Source organism: Fontibacillus phaseoli, assembly GCF_003337355.1.
In the GTDB taxonomy this organism is placed as follows: Bacteria; Bacillota; Bacilli; order Paenibacillales; family Paenibacillaceae; genus Fontibacillus; species Fontibacillus phaseoli.
Map to the genome: position 1 here is coordinate 40,495 of NZ_QPJW01000008.1, position 19,608 is coordinate 60,102.

Below are 19,608 nucleotides of genomic sequence, written 5' to 3' on the forward strand. Positions count from 1 at the left end.
CCACTCGAGGAAGGTGAAGTCATTGCAATCCATCATTGAGGTCGAGAACCTCGAAAAGCTGTACAAAAAGAAACCAGCTTTGAGGAAAATCAGCTTTCAAGTTCAGCAAGGTGAAATATTCGGATTTCTGGGTCCGAGCGGGTCGGGGAAAACGACGACGGTGAAAATTCTGACCTCGCAGCTGATTCATACTTCAGGTAAGGTAAAGGTCCTCGGGGGTGATCCGAGCCGCAGCCGACACCCCGGGTTTCTGGGCAGAGTCGGAGTGCTTACGGATAACAGCGGGATGTACGAGCGGCTTAGCGTGCACGATAACCTCGCGTTGTTCTGCCGATTGTACGGCGTGCCGGAGCGAAGAATAGAAGCTGTTCTTGAAACGGTCAACCTGATCGATGACAAGCATACGCTGGTCGGAAAGCTTTCCAAAGGTATGAAGCAGCGGATTACGCTGGCCCGGACCATTCTGCATGAACCGGACATTCTTTTTCTGGATGAACCGACGTCCGCTCTGGATCCGGTGAACGGCGGCCGTATCCGGGAGGCGCTCCGCGAGATGAACAGCCGGGGGACCACGATCTTTTTGACAACGCATAATATGCAGGAGGCGGAGGAGCTTTGCGATCGCGTCGCTTTTCTGAATAATGGGGAGATCTCTGCCCTGGATACTCCGCAAGCATTGCGCTTGCGGCATGGCGACCGGACCATTACGGTTACTACGCAGCAGGGAAAACGGGTTGTGGATCAGAATGAAGCGGGGGCGGACGAGGTGCGGGATTTAATAAGAAGCGGAAATTTGCTGGCTATTCATTCCAACGAGCCTACGCTTGGCGATATTTTCGTGAAGCTGACGGGGAGGGGACTGGAATGACGTTCTCGATGCGCCGCTTTAGGGCCATGGTGACAAAAGAGTGGAAGGACGCGATCCGAAATCCGCAGATTTTACTGAATGCAGGGATGCCGATTCTGCTTGCCGTATTATTAAACCAGAAGGAATTGGAGCCGGGTGACCTTACGTTTCTAGCCATTCCTATCCTTGTAGCCATATCCATTACGGGAGCCTTCGTTCAGGCAACCCTGATTGCCGAAGAAAAGGAGAAGAATACGCTGCGTGCGCTCATGCTGTCGCCGGCTTCCAGACTGGAGGTCCTTGCCGGGAAAAGCGCGACGACCACCCTGTTTGCAATGATCGTGATAGCGGCATGTATCATAATATCGGGTGTCCCTGATGTAAATATAGCTTATTTGACGATCCTGTCGATCTTGCTGCTTCTTATTTTTATGGCTCTCGGAACAGTAATTGGCCTCATCGCCCGGACCGCCTCGGAATCATCCATTGTAGGTCTGCCTATTTTGCTGTTTTTTATTTTCGGACCCATCTTTGTTCCCGATCTGGATGTGCCCGCTCTGATGAATATCATCAATTGGCTGCCGTCGCACCAATTCGTGGTGGCCGTAACGGAGCTTGTTCAAGACGGGGGGCTTAAGCAAATTCAGGGAAGTCTGTTTAATCTGATTATTTGGACGCTTATGTCGGGCATGCTGTGCTTCCTGATTTACGGCAAACAACGATTTGACAAGTAGGGAGGCGGGTCTATGCAAATAGAAAACGATGGAGGGGTAAGCGTGAATAACAAATTACTGAAGAACCTTGTTTTTGGAGTCGTCCTGCTTATTGCGGTGTTGATCGTGAAGAAGCTGTGGCTGCCTGACGGGATCCTGGGAATTTTTAAATAGCGGAGCCCAATAAATCAAATCATGCTTTTGAGGAGCTGCTTGGTGGCTGAGTGGAAGCGATGAGCCCGATATTTTGGAGTTGAGAAACACAACAAAAAGCGCCCGATGGGCGCTTTTTTTAGTGGTTTTCATGCTCCTGCTCGATCTGCATTCAACCATCTCCATGCTGTTTTTTTCGAGCCAGACGATTTGTTCCAATAACCCCTGCTATAATCAGTACCGAGCCGATCCAATGATACACCGTAACTTCTTCCCCAAGAAATAACGCTCCGGCTACCATGGAGACGATGGTAGAAAGATTGGAAAATACGCTCATTTTCGCAGCTTCCATTTTAGACAGGATGTAGTTCGACAACAACGCTGTGACCAGCGAGGATACTACGCCCAAGAAAAGTATGGATACGATAAAGGTACCGCTGGAGAGCGGTGCCAACAAGCGGGGGAACGTCCCGGCGGCCGCATGATTGATAAGCGAAATGGTCAGAAAAACGATGAATCCGATACCCAACATCATAAAAGTGAGTTCAGCCGGGCTGAACTGCTTCGAAAGCGAGCGGGCTAAAACGGTATATCCGGCAAAAGCGACGCATGTCAATAATAACAACGAGATCCCCGTCAGGTTCGACAAATCAATTCGGCTGCCTTTCATAACGAAGATGAACACAACGCCGAACACCGACAGAAAGATCGACAGCTTCTGTAAGATGGTGGTCTTTTCTTTTAAAAATAAAGAGGCGACGATCATCGTTACGACCGGGGTGAACGCGTACAAAATGCCTCCCTCCGCTGAGGTGGCGTGCTGCAGCCCGAACGCTTGAAGCGAGAAGAACCCAAGCGGGTACATGGTTGCCAGGAGCAACACTTTGTATAGCGGCTTGCCGCGGTAATCAAGCTTGACCCATCCCAACACCACTGGGACGGAAATAACCAAAAACGATGATGCAAAACGGAATGCCAGGGTGTCGAGTGGTCCGGCGTAATCGAGAGCAATTTTCGCAAACAAAAATGACAATCCGATAATTACCGCGTTAATCACGGCGAATAAATAAGGAAGCGTATTTTTTTTGGAATTCATGGTTGGTCACATCATCCTCTCCAATAAACGGTAGCGTGTTCGCGAACATCTAATCGTTGATTTGAAGATATGACAAAATGGCGAATCGAACAACGTCATTTTGCTTGAACTGTATCGATACAGTGGTTGGGGAATAGTATAATGAAGTAGAAATAAACCAGAGATTATGCATACGGACAAGGGGAACAACGTGAAAAAGTATATTTCGATTCTTTCCGATATGGAGAATAAGATCCGGGAGGGACTATACCTTCCGGGTCAAAAGCTGCCCTCCGTTCGCATGGCTGCGGAAGCCTACGGATGCAGCATCAGCACAGTCACGCGGGCATATGCGGAATTGGAGAAGCGCCACGTCATTTATTCGGTCCCGCAAAGCGGCTTTTACGTTGTTGTGAAGCCGGGAGATTGGCGCGACAACAGAGATAGCGGAATAATCAACTTCGCTACGGTATTGCCGGATTTGGACGCGTTTCCGTATTTGGATTTTCAACATTGTTTAAACAAAGCGATTGATATCTACAAGTACGACTTGTTTACCTATGGCGAACCACAAGGACTGGAGTCCTTACGCCACACGCTAGTTTCCCATTTGGCGAATGACCAGGTGTTTCCCAAAGCGGAGCGGATTATCGTTACCTCGGGGGCGCAGCAGGCGCTGGAAATTTTAGCGAAAATGCCGTTTCCAAACGGTAAATCAGCGGTTTTGGTTGAACAGCCGAGTTACGATCGATATTTGCGATTTCTGGAAACGGAGAACATCCCGGTTTACGGCATCGCTCGTACGGCGGCAGGCATGGACCTACGGGAATTGGAGCAGAGGTTTAGAAGCGGAGAAATCAAATTTTTCTACACGATGTCAAGATACCATAATCCGCTGGGTACCAGCTATAGCATGGAGGAGAGGAGAGCTATAGCCAGATTGGCCGAAAAATACGACGTATACATCCTGGAGGACGATTACATGGCTGACTTGGGCGCAGAGCGGCAATTCGATCCCATTTACGCTTACGATGGGGGTTCGCACGTCATTTATTTGAAGAGTTTCTCCAAAATCATCTTTCCGGGCCTAAGGTTGGGTGCCATTGTTTTGCCGGAACGGTTGCTAAAGACGTTTCACGCTTACAAAATATACCCCGACACTTCGCTCTTGTCCCAAGCGGCGCTCGAAGTGTATATCAAGAATGGCATGTACGAGCGGCACAAGCATAGGATAAGCAGTTTGTACGCTTCGCGAATGCAGGCCTTGAGAGAGTCGGTGGAACGGTACAATGAACCGGGGCTGATGGAAGTGCCCGACATCAGTTCAGGCATTTATACGCATTTCAAGCTGAAGTCGACCGTTAATTTAGAACGTCTTTTACAGCGTCTTGCCGAGAGGAATATAAGTGCCGTGCCCGGCAAAGGGTTCTATTTATCGAATTATCTGGAGCGGGAGAAGTTCCTGCGGATCAGCATTTCCCAGACCCAACCTGAGCGAATCGATGAGGGGGTTAAGGCCATCGTCGAGGAAGTAAGACGGGAAATCCGATGATTCACAAATATGTCTCTGATTACGATTTAATCAGAAGGCCGTTAATTTCCAGGATCTGCATCCCTAAATGTCTATGAAAAAGCCTCTAATTTGTCGGGTAGCCGAAGGAGTCGATCTTAGGTAGAATGACGCGTAAGGGACTGACACTAAGGAGGTTCAATATGTCTACAACTAACAACTATCCATTCCAGGACACTTCCCTTCCGTTGGAAGAACGGGTGAACGACCTGGTTTCCCGCTTCACGCTGGAGGAAAAAGTAGGACTCATGATTCAATATCAAAGGGCCGTCGAACGGCTTGGCGTGAAAGCGTATAAACACGGCACGGAAGCCGCGCATGGCATGGCCTGGCTCGGCGAAGCCACGGGATATCCGCAGCCGATCGGCTTTGGATGCACTTGGGATACCGAGCTGATGCAGCGCATCGGCAGCGCGATCGGCGACGAAGCCCGAGGATTTTATAAACGGAATCCCGAGATTAACGGGCTGACGCTTTGGGCACCGACCGTGGATATGGAACGCGATCCGCGCTGGGGCCGGACCGAGGAAGCCTACGGCGAAGATCCGGTGTTGGCCGGCAAGCTAGCGGCGGCGCTTGTTCAGGGGATCCAGGGAGACCATCCGAAGTATTTGAAAGCGGTTGCTACATTAAAGCATTTCATTGGCAACAACAACGAGGTAGGTCGCGGTGACCAATCGGTCAGCATCGACCCGCGCAATATGCGCGAATACTATTTGAAGGCTTTCGAAATTCCGTTCAAGGAAGGCGGCGCCCAGTCCATGATGACGGCATACAATGCCGTCAATGGCGTGCCTGCCAACCTGTTGCCGGAAGTGGGCGAGATCGTCAAAAAGGAATGGGGTATGGACGGCTTTGTCGTCAGCGATGCCTTTGACGTGTCGGGAACGGTGCGGGACCACGGCTACCTGGAGACGCATAAGGAGTCGGTGGCCCGTTCCGTGAAGGAAGGCGGCATCGACAGCATTACCGATGACGGCGAGCTGATCAAGCAGGCGCTGCGCGAAGCGCTGGAGGAAGGATTGCTTGCGGAGAGCGACCTGGATATCGCGCTGCGCAACACGTTCCGCGTGCGCTTCCGCCTCGGCGAGTTCGATCCGGAGGAAGACAATCCGTATGCGGCCATTGACGAGTCGGCGATCATGCGGCCGGAGCATGCGAAGCTGGCGCGCGAAGCGGCGGGCAAAGCGGTCGTGCTCTTGAAGAACGAAGGCGGTATGCTGCCGCTGCAAGCGGACAAGCTGAAGAAAGTCGCCGTGATCGGACCGCTTGGCGGCACCGTGTACCGCGATTGGTATAGCGGTTCTATGCCTTATACCGTCACGCCGCTGCAAGGCATTCAGGAAAAGCTGGAGGCGCATGGCGGCAAAACGGCATTCTCGGGCGGCACGGACCGCGTCAAACTGAAGGCGAAGCGGGGTGGGCGTTACGTACGGGTGCAGGACGGCGAGCAGGCAGCGCTGGCTGCTAATGGCGCGGCGGCGGAACAGGGTACCGTATTTGAAGTAACCGATTGGGGCTGGGACAGCCATACAATCATCGCGGAACATAACGGCCGTTATTTGACGACGGACGACCGGATCGTGAAGGCTTCGGCTGACCAAATCTGGGAGTGGTTCACGAAGGAAGTGTTCCTTGTCCGCCCTTCGGAAGAAGGAACCGGTAACGTAACCTTCTCGACCTGGAACGATACGCCGGTTACGGTGAAGAGCGACAGCGGCGAACTACTCGTCGGAAGCGGCAGCGCGGAAGAAACCGCCAACGAGATCAACGTGGCGGGCGCAGCGTCCGTGGCAGGCGGGGAAGAGGAGCGGATTATCGCCGATCTCTTCGAGATGGAGACGGTAACGGACAAATTCCAAGACGCGAAGGAAGTTGCGGCTGATGCGGATCTGGCCGTCGTATTCGTCGGCAACCATCCGCTGATCAATGGCAAAGAGACGATCGACCGTCCGGATATCACGCTGCCGGCATCGCAGGAGCAGTTGATTAAAGAGGTCCTGTCCGTGAACCCGAACACGATTGTGGTCGTGGTGGGCAGCTATCCGTATGCGCTCAACTGGGAAGATGAAAACGTACCGGCCATCGTATACACCACGCATGCCGGCCAAGAGCTCGGCCATGCCGTAGCCGACGTGCTCTTTGGCGACGTGAACCCGGCAGGACGCCTGAACATGACCTGGTACAAATCGGTCGATCAACTGCCGGAATTCATGGACTACGATGTCATCAAGGGAGGCAGAACCTATCGTTATTTCGAGGGTGAGGCGCTTTATCCATTCGGGCACGGGCTGTCCTACAGCACGTTCCGTTTTGATGGGCTGAATCTCGGACAACAGCAGGTTTCCGCGGAGAGTGACCGTGAGATCGGTCTAACGGTGCGAGTGACCAATACCGGGGACCGTCCGGGCGAAGAAGTGGTGCAGCTGTACGGGCATGCGGAGCAGTCGCGCGTGAAACGTCCGCTGAAACAGTTGCTTGCCTTCCGCCGGGTGCTGTTGCAGCCGGGCGAGTCGGCTGACGTGAGCTTCACGCTGCCGCTGTCCGAGCTGGCGATGTGGGACGTCACCCGTGAGCGCTTCTGCATCGAAAACGGCACGTACACCTTTATGGCCGGCGCTTCTTCGGCGAATCTCCCGCTGAGCGCGGCGCTTCAGGTGCAAGGCGAGACCATTCCGCCGCGCGATCTGAAGCAGCCCGTGAAGGCGATCAACTATAACGCCTATGAAGGCGTACTGATCGGCGAATGCCGGGAAGGCGGCAGCGCCGCCGAGGTGAAGGAGCAATCCGGCTGGATTGCTTTCGAAGACGCCGAGTTCGGCGAAGGCGCGAGCACGGTGAAGCTTCGCGCAGCCAGCCGGACGGCTGGTTCCGTCGAGGTCCGGCTGCAGAGCCCGGACGGTCCGCTGGCGGGCCGGGCCCTGCTGGAAGCAGGCGGAGCGCAGGAATGGCGCGATTACGCGGTTGAGCTGAGCGGCGTAAGCCGGCGTCAGGACGTGTACATTGTCCTGAACGGCAAAGCTTCGCTGAGTGCGGTTCAATTTGTGTAAACGAAGCTTCCTTTTGCAGAGGGCAGTAACGCTTAGCCTATAAAGAAAAGAAGACCGGGTTCCATTTTGGGACCCGGTCTCTTTATTTATGCGGAAATTTCGCGTAAAACCTCTTTCATTTGCTCCAAATGGCACTTCTCATGAACCCCGACGAATTCAACCCACTGTTTAAGGTCCATTAGGCCGAAAACAGGATGGGGGAACGACAGTTGTTGTAGATGGTCCTCCTCTAAGCCGTCAGTAACTTGTAGGAGCGATTGGAGCGATTGATCGAGTTTTGCCTTCAACTCTTGCATTGTCATGAAAGACTCGGAAGGAACAAGGTGCGGAGGCGCATCTATCTTACGGGCTCGGTCAAGCGTGAGGCGAAACGACTTCTCATTCGTAGGGTTCGGTTCCGTTTTTGCTCACACATCGGACATGAATTTCACAATCGTCCGTTCCATCAAATAAAGGTGTTCCAGCACCTGTGCAATAGTCTATTTGCCTTCTTCAGCCCGCTGATTAATTTGCTCATCCGATAATCCTTGCATGGTTTCTCAAATCTCAGTTCGAACTTGCTTGGTTTCATTGAGTGCTTTCATTTTTCTGTTACTCCTTTGTGTATTGTCTCAGGTGGCATTTATCTTCATCCTTCACTTCGGATGCCTTTATTTTAGCAATAAGGGTGCCCAACCGCCAAGATTGAATAACGATAAATATTCAGGGCGAATATAGTAATACCCTAACAACGGAGGTGCTAATCTTATGTATGTTCATTGTCCCTCGTGTAATAAGGAAGTAAAAGTAAAGAAGAATGGTCATGGCAGATGTAAATGCGGCGCCCATATAAAAATTGTAAATAGATCTTAACGTGTCTTTATCTAATTATAAAAAAACATAAATTTATTAACTTGGGGATAGACGATATACGGTTTTTGTGTAAAAATTATCTCTAATAATAAATAGGGTGTGAGATTATGAGATATATGCATAAAATCTTTCACGAAAAGAGACAGAGCGAGGTTCAAGAGATACATCGGCAAAGATTCAATTTTGATTCGACAATACATCTAGGTTTATACATCAAGCCAATGGACCAATCTAGCGTCTATGAACTATATTATGTCCCTACAAACGAAATGGTGAGGATGGCTAGTGACATTCATATCATATCGAACCAATTTCAGGAGGCCTTTAATGATCTTCCTCCAGTCGCGCAGAATCAGTTCATTAACGAATGCTTAGTGGAAGAATTATATAATACGAACGAAATAGAGGGGATAAGGAGTACTAGAGAGGAGATTGCCAGAAGTACTAAGGAAGTGATGTTGAATAAAAAGTCGAAACAAAGATTTGAGAGCATGATTAAATCCTATATTAGACTTCTTGATAATGATTTGGAGTTTCCGAAAATACCAAAGGATCTCAGACAAATATATGATGATATAACCAAAGGTGAGATAGAACAGCAAGAATTGCCGGATGGAGATATTTTCAGAAGAGAAGCTACTTATATTTTGAAAAAATCAGGTTCAGGAAAAATCGTACATCAAGGAATCATGCCTGAAAAAGAAATTATCTATGCTACAGGGCAGTTGTTAAAGTTTATGAATGATAACGAGGAGATTCCCGATATCATAAAAATTGCTATCGGTCATTATTATTTTGGATATATCCATCCCTTTTATGACGGTAACGGAAGAACCTCCAGGTTCATTAGCAGTATGTATCTTTCAAGTATTTTAGGGAATATTTCAACTCTTTCTCTATCGAGAGGTTGTAATAAGTATAAGAATAAATATCTGGAAGCCTTCGAAGTTACCAACAGTATAAAAAGTAGAGGAGAGTTGAATAGTTTTATTGAAACTTTCATGAGAATAATATTGGAAACATTACAACAAATGAATGCAGAATTAAAAGAAAAAAGTGAGTTGCTTAATATGGCAGTTCACAAGTTGAATTCAGAACCACAACTAGAGCACAAAGACGGAAACTATTGGGGCATTATGTATGTGCTTGCTCAAAATCACTTTTTTGATTCCCGAAATGGTCTTACGATAAAAGACTTAGCTGGAATTTCGAATAAGTCGCAGGCAACAATTAGAAAATTAATACGTGAATTGTTGGAGATGTCATTGATCGAGCAAAAAGGTGAACGGCCAGCCTATTTTTTTATAAGACAGCAATATTTTGAAGAATAACTTGAGTCCGGATAAGTTCAACATGCCTTTCAATTTTCTAACGATAAGCTTCTAACTATTAAAATTTTTGCTCTGATTTTTTATAAAATCGGTAGGTAGCAATGATAAGTAGTGGTGCAAATTTTAAATAGAAGGATGTTAAAAATGAGCACATGGAAAATAAAATGGAAACGGATGTTATTCTAATTGGTGCCGGTATTATGAGCGCGACTTTGGGGACGATTCTGAAGGAATTAGCGCCGGATTGGAAAATCACCGTGTTTGAGAAGCTCGACAAAGCAGGCGAGGAGAGCTCGAACGAATAGAATAATGCGGGAACCGGACATGCCGCGCTAGGGAACGACGAGAGGCTCACAGCGCGGCTCCAAATGATGCTCCAAGCGAGGCTGAGGGCGAGAACCTAAGCGAAACGGTCCAGAAGATAACCGTGCCGAAGGATACCGAGATTTTGCTCGCGGAACCCAAGGAGTACCCAACGGAAATGATCGACGCGGTGAAGGCCTATATGAAAACTCAGAAGGCCATTAAAAAGGCCTATATAAGATTGATGACCAAGGGAAAGCTATCTCCTGATCGTAGACTTTGAGGTGAGTACAGAAGAAATATTCAAGGGGATTGCCGCCGCGGCCTCCCCGTATTTGAAGGGAATCCCGCTTGATTTGGTCGAACTGGACGATTGGGCCATCAACGAGGTGAAAGGCCTCACACCATTTTATAAGAAGAAACAATTTGGCCTGCTGTAGAGAGCGAAATACTACGAGGCAAGGCATTCTATAATAAGATGAACTAAAGAATATGATGCAGGCAAGGGAGTGAAATGATTCCGAAGAAACGGAGTGGTCGCCTCTGGAACCAACAACGATCGTAGGAACATTTTACGTACTTGCCCTAACATCACACCAATAGTTCATCTTCCTGCAATAAGTGGTCCTACTACCACATCGACATTTCTCACATACTTTCTTTTGAAAAGTTGAACAATTTAATTATCCTCTCATATTTTAAAAATGCAAAAAAAAGCCGATCCCTGCACAGAATAATCCATGAAGAAATCGGCTTTTAAAATGATATCAAAATTTCTAAAGGCGAATGTGAGTGCATAAAAACACTACTTTTATCAGAGCTTTTCTGTTCTCTTCAATCTTTATCTTCTGTAATGGAAGTAACGAAAATTTTCAACCCTACGTTAATATACTCTTAGTTAAATATTTGTAGTAAGTTTAACCCAGAGTGCGTAAGAATTCTTAGTCATTAAAAAGGGACTTCACCCCAACTTGGTGAAATTTTTCAGTGACCAAACCCAAAAAAGCTAAGAGTGGAGGAAGTTACCTTGTATATTCATAAGAGTGTCTAATTTCCTTTGAAGATCTACTAAAGAAGTATTCATTCTAAAGAGTGACTACCTATAATCTTATTATCTTGGACCTTCGTCTTATACCAAGTAATTAAGAAATCGTTCTCCCCGGAAACTGACGGCCACTAGAGAAAAGGCATTGCGTTAAGCAGCTCCTTTTAAGTTTTCTTGAGATACATTACACGAAAACTTGCCTTAGAAATAAATTCATTCTCCATAATAAGATATGGACCCTCATCCAGTACTTAAAACTATTCACTGCCTACTTAATTTTATGGTTATATGAGTCACAACTGCTAAAAACCACTACTTACAAATTGAATTACACCTACTAAAAATAATAAAAGCCAGATGAAAAAAACACTAATTAGTATTTTTTTCATTATCCTCCATCTTTTATCATAAAACTCCATTCGTTTCTCTAAATGGTTTAATCGTAATTCAATTTCATTAGAGTTTCCTTTATATTCATCATTATTACCGTTCATATACATCCCCCTTTTACATTATATCAAGCTATTGCCTATAAAACAGGCGATAGCTTGATAAATTAATTACTTATCTAAAAGTCATATAATACTCTTCCTTTTTTGTTGCAATCGTACCGATACCCTCAAATATAATTGAAAGGCTTCTGGTTCCTCTAATCCATGCCCATCCTGAACTTCCCCCTGGGTCGATCCCAGAAGTTGTTCTAGCAGTGCTATGTTCCCAAGAGTTACCTGGGTGGAACCCTAATAATGAACTATCGGTATCAGTAACTTTTATCAAAGCATAATTACCAGATTTATCGTGTCTTTCATATTGCACAATGCCTGTAATCCAAGAAAGGTTTTGCTCCGCCCCCTGCCAATCCGTCTCCCCAAATTGTTTTTTCAGTATAATCATTGACGATAGCGGTAGGCGAAAAAGAACGTTGATTATCGTTTGCTTGTTGTTTTTCAAAATCAGAATAATATTGCAAAAGGGCGGCATATTCATCAAAACTTTTAACAATAATCGCCCCATTCTCAAATTGCATTTTGCTAATCTTCTCTGATTTCACATTCTCAAATCCCGTAGCTTCTTGAACTTCTTCTTTTGATTGATATTTCCCCGCTACGGATGCAAAATACTCTTCTGGTACAATATCCCGAACAGAAACTGTTTCTACCCTAGCGGCATCAATTCCAACGTTGCTTACATCACTAGCAGTAGCAACACCTAAAGACGAAAACAACAATACAATGGATAATAAAAAGACGGAACTTTTTTGAACATGACATCATCACCTTCCTGTATCTTTTGCACTTAAGTACAGGAAAAATACTAACATGCAAATATGGTTTGGACTACCTTTTTATCCTAAATTACCCAAATAAGATGTAATAATTCAATATTTCTATCGCAGAGACTATGGAAGAGTTACGCCTATTTTAGAACAGTGAACAGGAGATTCAGTCATGAATTATAAGAATATAAAGGTTGCTGGAAGCGGCGTATTGGGAAGCCAAGTGGCTTATCAAACCGCTTATAAAGGTTTCCATGTATAGGTTTACGATATCAATGACCAGGCCCTGGACCGTGCGAAAGAAAGAATTTTGGACTTGAAGCCACATTATCGGCAGGACTTGAGCGCGACCCAACAAGAAGTGGACGAGGCATATAACCGTATTTCATTTAGCAGTGACCTGTCCAAGGCAGTTGCCGAGGCGGACCTCGTCATTGAGGCGGTACCCGAAGTGGTGCAGATTAAGACCGACTTTTATACGAATTTGGGAAAAGTAGCTCCCGGTACCTCTCTAATTCAAAAAGCTCCCGCTATGTTGGTTCCATAGCGGGAGCTTTTCACTGTAGATATTCAATGGCGTTACGCCAATCTCGTCTTGAAATCCTCATAGCCGAATTCGCGAACGACGCGGCAATTGCCGTCTTTCTCCTGTACGGCGATGGCCGGCAGCGGCATGCCGTTGAAGGTGTTGGTTTTGACCATGGAGTAGATCGCCATGTCCCCGAACACCAATCTGTCGCCGGGTTTTAAGGGTTGATCGAAGGAGTAGTCCCCGATCACGTCCCCCGTAAGGCAGGTCGGACCGCCAAGCCGATAGGTGTATGGCTTCTCGCCGGCTTCGCCCGAGCCGAACAGCGGCGGACGATACGGCATTTCCAGAACATCCGGCATATGGCATGTAGCCGACGTGTCCACGATGGCGATCTCGATGCCGTTCTTATGGATATCCAGTACGGAGGTGACCATATAACCCGCATTAAGCGCGATGGCTTCGCCGGGTTCAAGGTAGACCTCCAGGCCGTATTTGTCCTGCATGCGCTTGATGCAAGCTTCGAGTCTCGGGATATCATAGTCTTCTCTTGTGATATGGTGTCCGCCGCCAAAATTAATCCATTCCATTTGCGGCAGCCAGGCCCCGAACTTTTCCTCCACCGCATTCAGCGTGGTCTCCAGATCGTCCGAGTTTTGCTGGCAAAGGGTATGGAAGTGCAGCCCCGAGACGCCTTCAAGCAGCTCCGGTCGGAAATCATCCCGCTTTACGCCGAATCTCGATCCCGGCGAACAGGGATCATAGATTTCGTGTCCCACTTGCGTGGAGCATTCCGGGTTGATTCGCAGGCCTACTTTTCTGCCGGCCGCAAGAGCTTTGGATTTATACTTCTCCAACTGGGAGAAGGAGTTGAAGATGATATGATCGCAAATGGATATAATTTCGTCGATCTCATCTTCCCGATAGGCAGGGGCAAAGACATGGTTTTCTTTGCCCATTTCCTCGTGGCCCAGCCGTGCTTCGAACAAACCGCTCGCGGTCGTGCCGCTCAAGTATTTTCCGATGAGGGGATACATAGCGGTCATGGAAAAAGCTTTTTGCGCCAGCACAATCTTGGCTCCCGTACGCTGCATGACGCCGCTTAGGATGTTCAGGTTTTTTTCGATGAGCGCTTCATCGACTACAAAGCAGGGCGTCGGCAATTCCTGAAATCGCATCTTAGCGAACGAGCTCCGGCTTTCTAGCTTCCTCAGGCAATGCGTCGACCAGTACAGGATTAAAGTCTTCTACCCACGGAAGCCCCCATTTGTTCAGCTCTTCCATGAATGGATCCGGATCGAACTCTTCGATGTTGAATACGCCCGGTTTATTCCATTTGCCGGTCATGACCATAGCCGCACCGATCATGGCAGGAACGCCTGTCGTATAGGAGATGGCTTGGGAGCCCACTTCTTTATAGCATTCTTGGTGGTCGCAAACATTGTAGACATAGTAAGTCTTGTCTTGGCCGTCTTTTTTCCCTTTGAAGATGCAGCCGATGTTCGTCTTGCCCACCGTACGAGGTCCAAGGGAGGCCGGATCCGGGAGTACGGCTTTCAGGAATTGAAGCGGAATGATTTGCTTTCCTTCGTATTCGATCGGTTCGATGGAAGTCATGCCTACGTTCTCCAGCGCCTTCAGGTGCATGAGGTAGCTTTGACCAAAGGTCATGAAGAAGCGGATGCGCTTCAGTCCAGGCATGTTTTGCGCAAGGGATTCGAGCTCTTCATGGTAAAGCAGGTACATATCCTTTTGACCGACTTCAGCGAAGTTATATTCGCGTTTGATCTCCATCGGCTTCGTTTCGATCCATTCTCCGTTTTCCCAGTAGCGCCCGTTGGCGGACACTTCGCGGATGTTGATCTCAGGGTTGAAGTTGGTCGCGAAAGGATAGCCGTGATCGCCGCCGTTACAATCCAGAATGTCGATATATTCGATTTCGTCAAAATAGTGCTTCAGCGCGTAAGCGGAGAATACGCCGGTTACCCCCGGGTCGAATCCGCTGCCTAAAAGTGCCGTGATTCCGGCCTTTTCAAAGCGCTCGCGGTATTCCCACTGCCATTTGTATTCAAATTTCGCCGTATCTTCCGGCTCATAGTTTGCGGTATCCATATAGTGCGTTTTTGTCGCAAGACAAGCATCCATGATCGTCAAATCCTGGTAAGGCAGAGCGAGGTTCATGACGATATCCGGTTTGACTTCGTTAATCAGCGCGATCAGTTCATCGACATTGTTGGCATCCACCTGTGCGGTCGTAATTTTGGTTTTGCCGCCGTCCAATTTCGCTTTGAGTTCGTCGCATTTAGATTTGGTCCGGCTTGCGATGCAGATTTCTTCAAAAACTTCGCTGTTTTGAACGCATTTATGAATTGCTACAGATGCTACGCCGCCGGCGCCGATGACAAGTGCTTTTCCCATTGTTCTATCCCCTAACCCAATTAAATTTTTTTCACTGCAAAAACGGCAACAAAAAAAGCAAGCGAAACACGCATCCATGCGCATCACACTTGCTTTGATATAGTCGGATATTAAGACAGTCCCAATAAGGCATGGCTGGAGGACAAACTTCTTGTACGTCGTCAGTCAGCCATAAAACTTAAAGTTTCATGGAAAGGCCCTTAATATTCAGATATATCATGTTAGGATCAGAGTCTATATAGCAAATAATCACTTTTACCACTCTTATTGACCGTTTCACAAGTTGATGTGCATTTGCACTGGTTGTAAAGTAACCAACTTATAAAATTTGAGCTTTTAACTCAATCAATAAGGCAACGAAAGTTGCCAATCGGCATTTGACCCGGCTGTCCGTATGGCCTTAACTTCTTTAGGGAAGTGGTCAAAAATTATCTGCTTGGAAAGATCCTAAATAGATTGAATATTAGCTTTCCAAATTTAATGCTACTTCATAATAGCAGGATAGGGATTATTGAGCAAGAGAAATTTTTAAACTAACGTATATTTTTTTCGCGGGCGTTGAAAAGTCGTAAATCGAATGAGATAGCAACATTACAAATTTCACCTTGTGCTATAACTGTATTCAAATTCAGCATAAGGAGATGAAACGATGAGCAGATTGGCAGGTAAAATCGCTATGGTTACCGGAGCAAGCCGGGGAATCGGCCGCAGCATCGCATTACGTCTGGCGGGAGAGGGCGCTTTTGTCGTCGTGCACTATGGAAAAAGAAAAAGTGAAGCGGAGGACGTTGTTCACCGGATCGAGCAGAGCGGAGGGAAAGCTTGCGCGATCGGCGCCGATCTGGGGACGCTCAGGGGTATTCATGAATTATTTTCGGCACTGGACTATGTCCTTAAGGATTTTAAGGGAAACCAACGATTCGACATTCTTGTCAACAATGCCGGAATCGGCCAAATCATCGGCCTGGAGGAGATGACGGAAGAATCCTTCGACGAAGTGATGAAGATAAACGTAAAGGGGCCGGTGTTTATTACCCAACAGGCTTTGTCGCGCCTGAATGACGGAGGGCGAATTATCAATATTTCCTCTTTCGTGACGCGGGCGGCTTCTCCAAGCGTGTTCGCTTACAGCATGTCGAAAGGGGCTATCGATACGTTTACGCTGCTGCTGGCCAAACAACTGGGAAGCCGCCATATTACGGTCAATGCCATCCAGCCCGGGATCATTAACACGGAAATGAATGCCGGGACGCTGCGAGATCCTCAGGGACAACAGTATGCGGCCGGTCTTTCCGCCTTCAATCGATGGGGAGAACCCGAAGATGTCGCCGACATTGCGGCCTTTCTTGCCTCGCCGGACAGCCGCTGGGTAACCGGCCAATGCATAGATGCCAGCGGCGGATCTCACCTGTAAGCAAAATTATTGGACCGGACCGCAAGAAGAAATCCCGTGTTCAAGTTGAATCCTTTTTCTGGATATGGAATGATTGAAGTGACTGTTAAGGAAGAGACTTCGTAAACGGGAGGGGACGTTTTCATGTATCTTGTATCTCGGCCAAAGCCGCTGTCCGAAAGCCAAAGCCAGGAGCTTGCAAACGAAGGCGCAATTTCCTTTCCGCCGGGCTACCTCGTATTTTTGCGGCGGTTCGGGGAAGGGACTTATCGAGGGTGGATGAATGTCCATTTTCCGGATTCCGAGGTGCTCAAGCCGTTCGCCGGATACGGTTTATGGGAGCATGACGCAGACAGCCCGATCACGGAGGAGCAAATCGGAGAATGCGTCGCCATCGGCACGACGACAGACGGCGACTTTTTGGCGGTGCATCCCGGGACGTTTGCGCTGCTTTGGCTGCCCCGGCATGATGATCGTATACAGGCGATATCGCTGCAAGCGAACGGGCGGGAAGAGGATGAATCGTACGCCAAGATCATGGACGAAATCTATCTTCGGACGTATGGCAGCAGCCAAGAGGGTGCCGTTTATTATGAGCCGTCGTCAGATTCCCGCGGTCATCTCTTTCTGCACTTGTCGCCGGAAAATGGGCAGCATACGCTCCCGGAACTGGCGGGAGTGTGCCGAGCCGAATTTCGCCCGGATTTGTCCATGGAGACCGAATATGCCTGCCACTTGTTTTACCGGCAATTAGGCGGCTATATCAGGTTTAATTATGCATATGGGCGCGAGGTGGCTATCTTCTATGAACAGGATGCCGATGCCGGAAAGGCATTTGCTCAACTTGAGCAGTGGTTGTTATCGAACGGCTGCAAGATTATTTAAAAAACACTAAGGGTAAAGTTGAGAGAATCCGGTTTTGCTTGAAATAAGGCTGTTGAAAAGGGCTTTTAGGGCCGGACCGCGAATGTAGAATAAGAATCGGCAGATAAAGGGGGAGTGGCCTTTGGACAATAAGTATCCCGAAATCGATGTCATTCTGGAAAAGATGCAAACGGTTTTGGCGGCGTTGCGTGAACTGGATCCGGAATTTTATGCGAAGTATCCCATGCAGCTTGGAACCGATGCCGAAGAGCAGGATATGCGCGTCGTTTCCGACACTTGGCATTTGCCCGATGAATATTCCTACTTTCTACGGCATTACGTTCCCCAATCGGTCGGCTGGAGCACCGATGAATACATTCATCTGGATATTTACGGGGCGAAGGATTTGCAGAAGGGGCAATGGGGATACAACTATAATCCCGTTACGAAGGAACCTATTTCGGATTGGCCGGACCATTATCTCGTCATTGCTTCGGATGAAGGCGATCCTTACTGTATCGATTTATCCGAAGGGGACACCGTCATTTACACGGCGGAGCACGGAACGGGCCGCTGGGATTTTGAAATTGCTTATGACAATCTGGCGGAGTTTCTTCGCAGCGCCTTGTTGCCGCGAGGCGACGAGGATGTTGATCTTGGCGATGACGTTTCATACGATTACTGCAAAGTCTTTATTACAGGGGAAGGCAAGGACAAGCTTAAAACCTTGTTGTTCATCAAAAAAGCATTCTCCTGCGACGTTTCGCAAGCAAGATCCTACCTGGGAGCGGTACCTTTGCTGGTGTACAAAGGGATTGAAACGGGTGCCGCTAATGTCGAAGCCCAATTGAAAAGCATCGGTGCGGATTATGAAAAGCGCGAAATCGGGTTGGCTGAGTTTTTGTCATAATCGAGTGCGGCAGTTTAGAATATTCAGGAAAAGTGGGGTTAACATGACCATTCGGCAGTGGAAGGAACAAAGTGACCGGTCTTTTCGAATCTGTGCATTCGGTTCAAGCAATACGGAATTATCCTTGGAGAATCGGGGACGGCATAACTGGGTGGACTGGTTCTATATCAACGTGAGAAAAGAAATCGGCAATCATGTCAGCGTCACGAATCTGGGGATCGGCGGAGAGACCGCCATGGATCTGCTCGGCCGGATCGGGCGGGATGTTAACCCCCTCCAGCCTTCGCTTGTCATCGTAACGATCGGGGGCAACGATGCGGGCACGGAAGTGCCGACTACGCTATATGCCGAGCGGTTAAAGACCATTTGTTCCACGATTCGCGAATATCAGGCCGTTCCGGTGCTTCAAACTTATTATTGTCCGCTCTATCATCAGAGTCCGCCTGGTTTTCGGGCCCGCTTCGAGGCCAATATGCAAGTAAACAGGGACATATCGAGCGAATGGGATATACCGTTAGTCGACCAGTATGGTTATTTCGAACCGCTTTATCATAATGATCCGGAAACTTATGAGAAGCTGATGCGGGATTGGCTGCATGTCAATCCTTTGGGCAATCTGGTGATGGGACAGTTCCTATCGGCCAGTTTCGGGCTGCCCCCGATTCCCGTGCCCGAGGACATGCAGCAAGAGTTCAACCCTCTATACGAAAAAATGAACGCGCTGGCAATCCGGTAAGCTGATTTGCCGGTTCAACGAATAAAGAGGAGGCTACAACATGATCAACGATACCGATTTGAGACATCTGCGCCGCTGCATTGAGCTTGCGGAGGCTGCGCTGGAGAAGGGTGATGAACCGTTCGGCTCGATTCTGGTCACTGCGAGCGGCGAGGTGCTTGCGGAAGACCACAACCATGTAGCGGGGGGCGACCATACCCAGCACCCGGAATTTGCGCTGGCGCGCTGGGCGGCCCAGAACATGACCCTCGAGGAACGGGCGCAGGCGACGGTGTATACCTCGGGCGAACATTGCCCGATGTGCGCCGCGGCCCACGGCTGGGTCGGTTTAGGCCGGATCGTTTTGCGAGCTCCTCCGCGCAGCTGGCGCAATGGCTGGGCGAGATGGGAGTTCCTGCGTCGCGCGTCCGGAATCTGCCGATACAGGACGTCATTCGGGACACGGCCATCGACGGGCCCGTGCCGGAACTCGCCGATCAAGTCCGGGAGCTGCATCGCCGGCTTCATGAGACAAAGCGGTAGCCGATCGGTTTTGCGGTAAAC

General features: G+C 48.5%; 15 protein-coding genes and 5 pseudogenes. 14 read left to right on the plus strand and 6 right to left on the minus strand.

The window, feature by feature from the left end; all coding sequences use genetic code 11:
- The first annotated feature begins 22 nt into the window (after positions 1–22).
- Genes DFP94_RS17635 through DFP94_RS25575 form a run of 3 tightly spaced genes read left to right on the plus strand, consistent with a single transcriptional unit; the run spans position 23 to position 1,734 of the window.
- Positions 23–868 (plus strand): ABC transporter ATP-binding protein, encoded by an 846-nt coding sequence (locus tag DFP94_RS17635; RefSeq protein ID WP_114497791.1) that lies wholly within the window; start codon positions 23–25, stop codon positions 866–868.
- The gene (locus DFP94_RS17640; RefSeq protein ID WP_114497792.1) at positions 865–1,581 is read left to right on the plus strand and encodes an ABC transporter permease; all 717 of its coding nucleotides are present in this window, start codon (positions 865–867) and stop codon (positions 1,579–1,581) included. The genes DFP94_RS17635 and DFP94_RS17640 overlap by 4 nt, the downstream gene beginning before the upstream one ends.
- 12 nt (positions 1,582–1,593) lie before the next feature.
- Positions 1,594–1,734, plus strand: coding sequence for a hypothetical protein (locus DFP94_RS25575; protein WP_181873197.1), 141 nt, complete (start codon positions 1,594–1,596; stop codon positions 1,732–1,734).
- A gap of 151 nt (positions 1,735–1,885) precedes the next feature.
- On the opposite strand, the gene DFP94_RS17645 is transcribed toward DFP94_RS25575, so the two are convergent.
- Complete coding sequence (locus DFP94_RS17645; protein WP_114497793.1) at positions 1,886–2,809, minus strand: DMT family transporter; 924 nt, start codon at positions 2,807–2,809, stop codon at positions 1,886–1,888.
- A 190-nt stretch (positions 2,810–2,999) separates the two neighbouring features.
- On the opposite strand from DFP94_RS17645, the gene DFP94_RS17650 reads away from it, so the two are divergent.
- Together DFP94_RS17650 and DFP94_RS17655 are read left to right on the plus strand one after the other, a co-directional pair.
- On the plus strand, positions 3,000–4,340 hold the full coding sequence (locus tag DFP94_RS17650; RefSeq protein WP_114497916.1) for an aminotransferase-like domain-containing protein: 1,341 nt from the start codon (positions 3,000–3,002) through the stop codon (positions 4,338–4,340).
- Between the two features lie 161 nt (positions 4,341–4,501).
- Positions 4,502–7,408 (plus strand): glycoside hydrolase family 3 protein, encoded by a 2,907-nt coding sequence (locus DFP94_RS17655; RefSeq protein WP_114497794.1) that lies wholly within the window; start codon positions 4,502–4,504, stop codon positions 7,406–7,408.
- Between the two features lie 86 nt (positions 7,409–7,494).
- Here the strand turns inward: DFP94_RS17655 and DFP94_RS26110 are convergent.
- Positions 7,495–7,758, minus strand: a pseudogene (locus tag DFP94_RS26110) (DinB family protein); the annotation flags it as partial.
- Between the two features lie 609 nt (positions 7,759–8,367).
- On the opposite strand from DFP94_RS26110, the gene DFP94_RS17665 reads away from it, so the two are divergent.
- From DFP94_RS17665 to DFP94_RS26115, 3 genes and pseudogenes are all read left to right on the plus strand, one after another.
- Positions 8,368–9,591 carry a Fic family protein gene (locus DFP94_RS17665; protein WP_114497795.1) on the plus strand — a complete coding sequence of 408 codons (1,224 nt, stop codon included), beginning with the start codon at positions 8,368–8,370 and terminating at the stop codon, positions 9,589–9,591.
- A gap of 152 nt (positions 9,592–9,743) precedes the next feature.
- Positions 9,744–9,893 (plus strand): annotated as a pseudogene (locus tag DFP94_RS17670) (malate:quinone oxidoreductase); the annotation flags it as partial.
- Between the two features lie 179 nt (positions 9,894–10,072).
- Positions 10,073–10,334, plus strand: a pseudogene (locus DFP94_RS26115) (enhanced serine sensitivity protein SseB C-terminal domain-containing protein).
- Between the two features lie 907 nt (positions 10,335–11,241).
- Here the strand turns inward: DFP94_RS26115 and DFP94_RS17685 are convergent.
- Both DFP94_RS17685 and DFP94_RS25295 read right to left on the minus strand, forming a co-directional pair.
- Entirely contained in the window at positions 11,242–11,433 is a 192-nt protein-coding gene (locus DFP94_RS17685) for a hypothetical protein (protein WP_114497798.1), read from the minus strand.
- A 311-nt stretch (positions 11,434–11,744) separates the two neighbouring features.
- Positions 11,745–12,167: a hypothetical protein gene (locus DFP94_RS25295; protein WP_147273864.1), complete on the minus strand. Its 423-nt coding sequence runs from the start codon at positions 12,165–12,167 to the stop codon at positions 11,745–11,747.
- Between the two features lie 220 nt (positions 12,168–12,387).
- On the opposite strand from DFP94_RS25295, the pseudogene DFP94_RS17695 reads away from it, so the two are divergent.
- Positions 12,388–12,759, plus strand: a pseudogene (locus DFP94_RS17695) (3-hydroxyacyl-CoA dehydrogenase NAD-binding domain-containing protein); the annotation flags it as partial.
- Positions 12,760–12,794: 35 nt separating this feature from the next.
- Here DFP94_RS17695 and nspC read toward each other — a convergent pair.
- The gene (gene nspC / locus DFP94_RS17700; RefSeq protein WP_114497800.1) at positions 12,795–13,922 is read right to left on the minus strand and encodes a carboxynorspermidine decarboxylase; all 1,128 of its coding nucleotides are present in this window, start codon (positions 13,920–13,922) and stop codon (positions 12,795–12,797) included.
- Position 13,923: 1 nt separating this feature from the next.
- The gene (locus tag DFP94_RS17705; RefSeq protein WP_114497801.1) at positions 13,924–15,162 is read right to left on the minus strand and encodes a saccharopine dehydrogenase family protein; all 1,239 of its coding nucleotides are present in this window, start codon (positions 15,160–15,162) and stop codon (positions 13,924–13,926) included.
- Between the two features lie 649 nt (positions 15,163–15,811).
- Here DFP94_RS17705 and DFP94_RS17710 point away from each other — a divergent pair.
- The 5 genes and pseudogenes from DFP94_RS17710 to DFP94_RS17730 all read left to right on the plus strand — a co-directional run bounded on the left by DFP94_RS17710 (position 15,812) and on the right by DFP94_RS17730 (position 19,587).
- The gene (locus DFP94_RS17710) at positions 15,812–16,576 is read left to right on the plus strand and encodes an SDR family oxidoreductase (RefSeq protein ID WP_114497802.1); all 765 of its coding nucleotides are present in this window, start codon (positions 15,812–15,814) and stop codon (positions 16,574–16,576) included.
- Positions 16,577–16,699: 123 nt separating this feature from the next.
- On the plus strand, positions 16,700–17,440 hold the full coding sequence (locus DFP94_RS17715; protein ID WP_114497803.1) for a hypothetical protein: 741 nt from the start codon (positions 16,700–16,702) through the stop codon (positions 17,438–17,440).
- A gap of 121 nt (positions 17,441–17,561) precedes the next feature.
- Complete coding sequence (locus DFP94_RS17720; protein ID WP_245954935.1) at positions 17,562–18,329, plus strand: SMI1/KNR4 family protein; 768 nt, start codon at positions 17,562–17,564, stop codon at positions 18,327–18,329.
- Between the two features lie 43 nt (positions 18,330–18,372).
- A complete protein-coding gene (locus tag DFP94_RS17725) occupies positions 18,373–19,065 on the plus strand; it encodes an SGNH/GDSL hydrolase family protein (RefSeq protein WP_181873200.1) in 693 nt (230 codons plus the stop codon).
- Positions 19,066–19,105: 40 nt separating this feature from the next.
- Positions 19,106–19,587 (plus strand): annotated as a pseudogene (locus DFP94_RS17730) (nucleoside deaminase).
- Positions 19,588–19,608: the final 21 nt, after the last annotated feature.

Coding starts and splice junctions, on each gene's coding strand:
- DFP94_RS17640 (WP_114497792.1), top strand. CDS start 865: ATGACGTTCTCGATGCGCCGCTTTAGGGCCATGGTGACAAAAGAGTGG.
- DFP94_RS25575 (WP_181873197.1), top strand. CDS start 1,594: ATGCAAATAGAAAACGATGGAGGGGTAAGCGTGAATAACAAATTACTG.
- DFP94_RS17645 (WP_114497793.1), bottom strand. CDS start 2,809: ATGAATTCCAAAAAAAATACGCTTCCTTATTTATTCGCCGTGATTAAC.
- DFP94_RS17655 (WP_114497794.1), top strand. CDS start 4,502: ATGTCTACAACTAACAACTATCCATTCCAGGACACTTCCCTTCCGTTG.
- DFP94_RS17665 (WP_114497795.1), top strand. CDS start 8,368: ATGAGATATATGCATAAAATCTTTCACGAAAAGAGACAGAGCGAGGTT.
- DFP94_RS17685 (WP_114497798.1), bottom strand. CDS start 11,433: ATGAACGGTAATAATGATGAATATAAAGGAAACTCTAATGAAATTGAA.
- nspC (WP_114497800.1), bottom strand. CDS start 13,922: ATGCGATTTCAGGAATTGCCGACGCCCTGCTTTGTAGTCGATGAAGCG.
- DFP94_RS17705 (WP_114497801.1), bottom strand. CDS start 15,162: ATGGGAAAAGCACTTGTCATCGGCGCCGGCGGCGTAGCATCTGTAGCA.
- DFP94_RS17710 (WP_114497802.1), top strand. CDS start 15,812: ATGAGCAGATTGGCAGGTAAAATCGCTATGGTTACCGGAGCAAGCCGG.
- DFP94_RS17715 (WP_114497803.1), top strand. CDS start 16,700: ATGTATCTTGTATCTCGGCCAAAGCCGCTGTCCGAAAGCCAAAGCCAG.
- DFP94_RS17725 (WP_181873200.1), top strand. CDS start 18,373: ATGACCATTCGGCAGTGGAAGGAACAAAGTGACCGGTCTTTTCGAATC.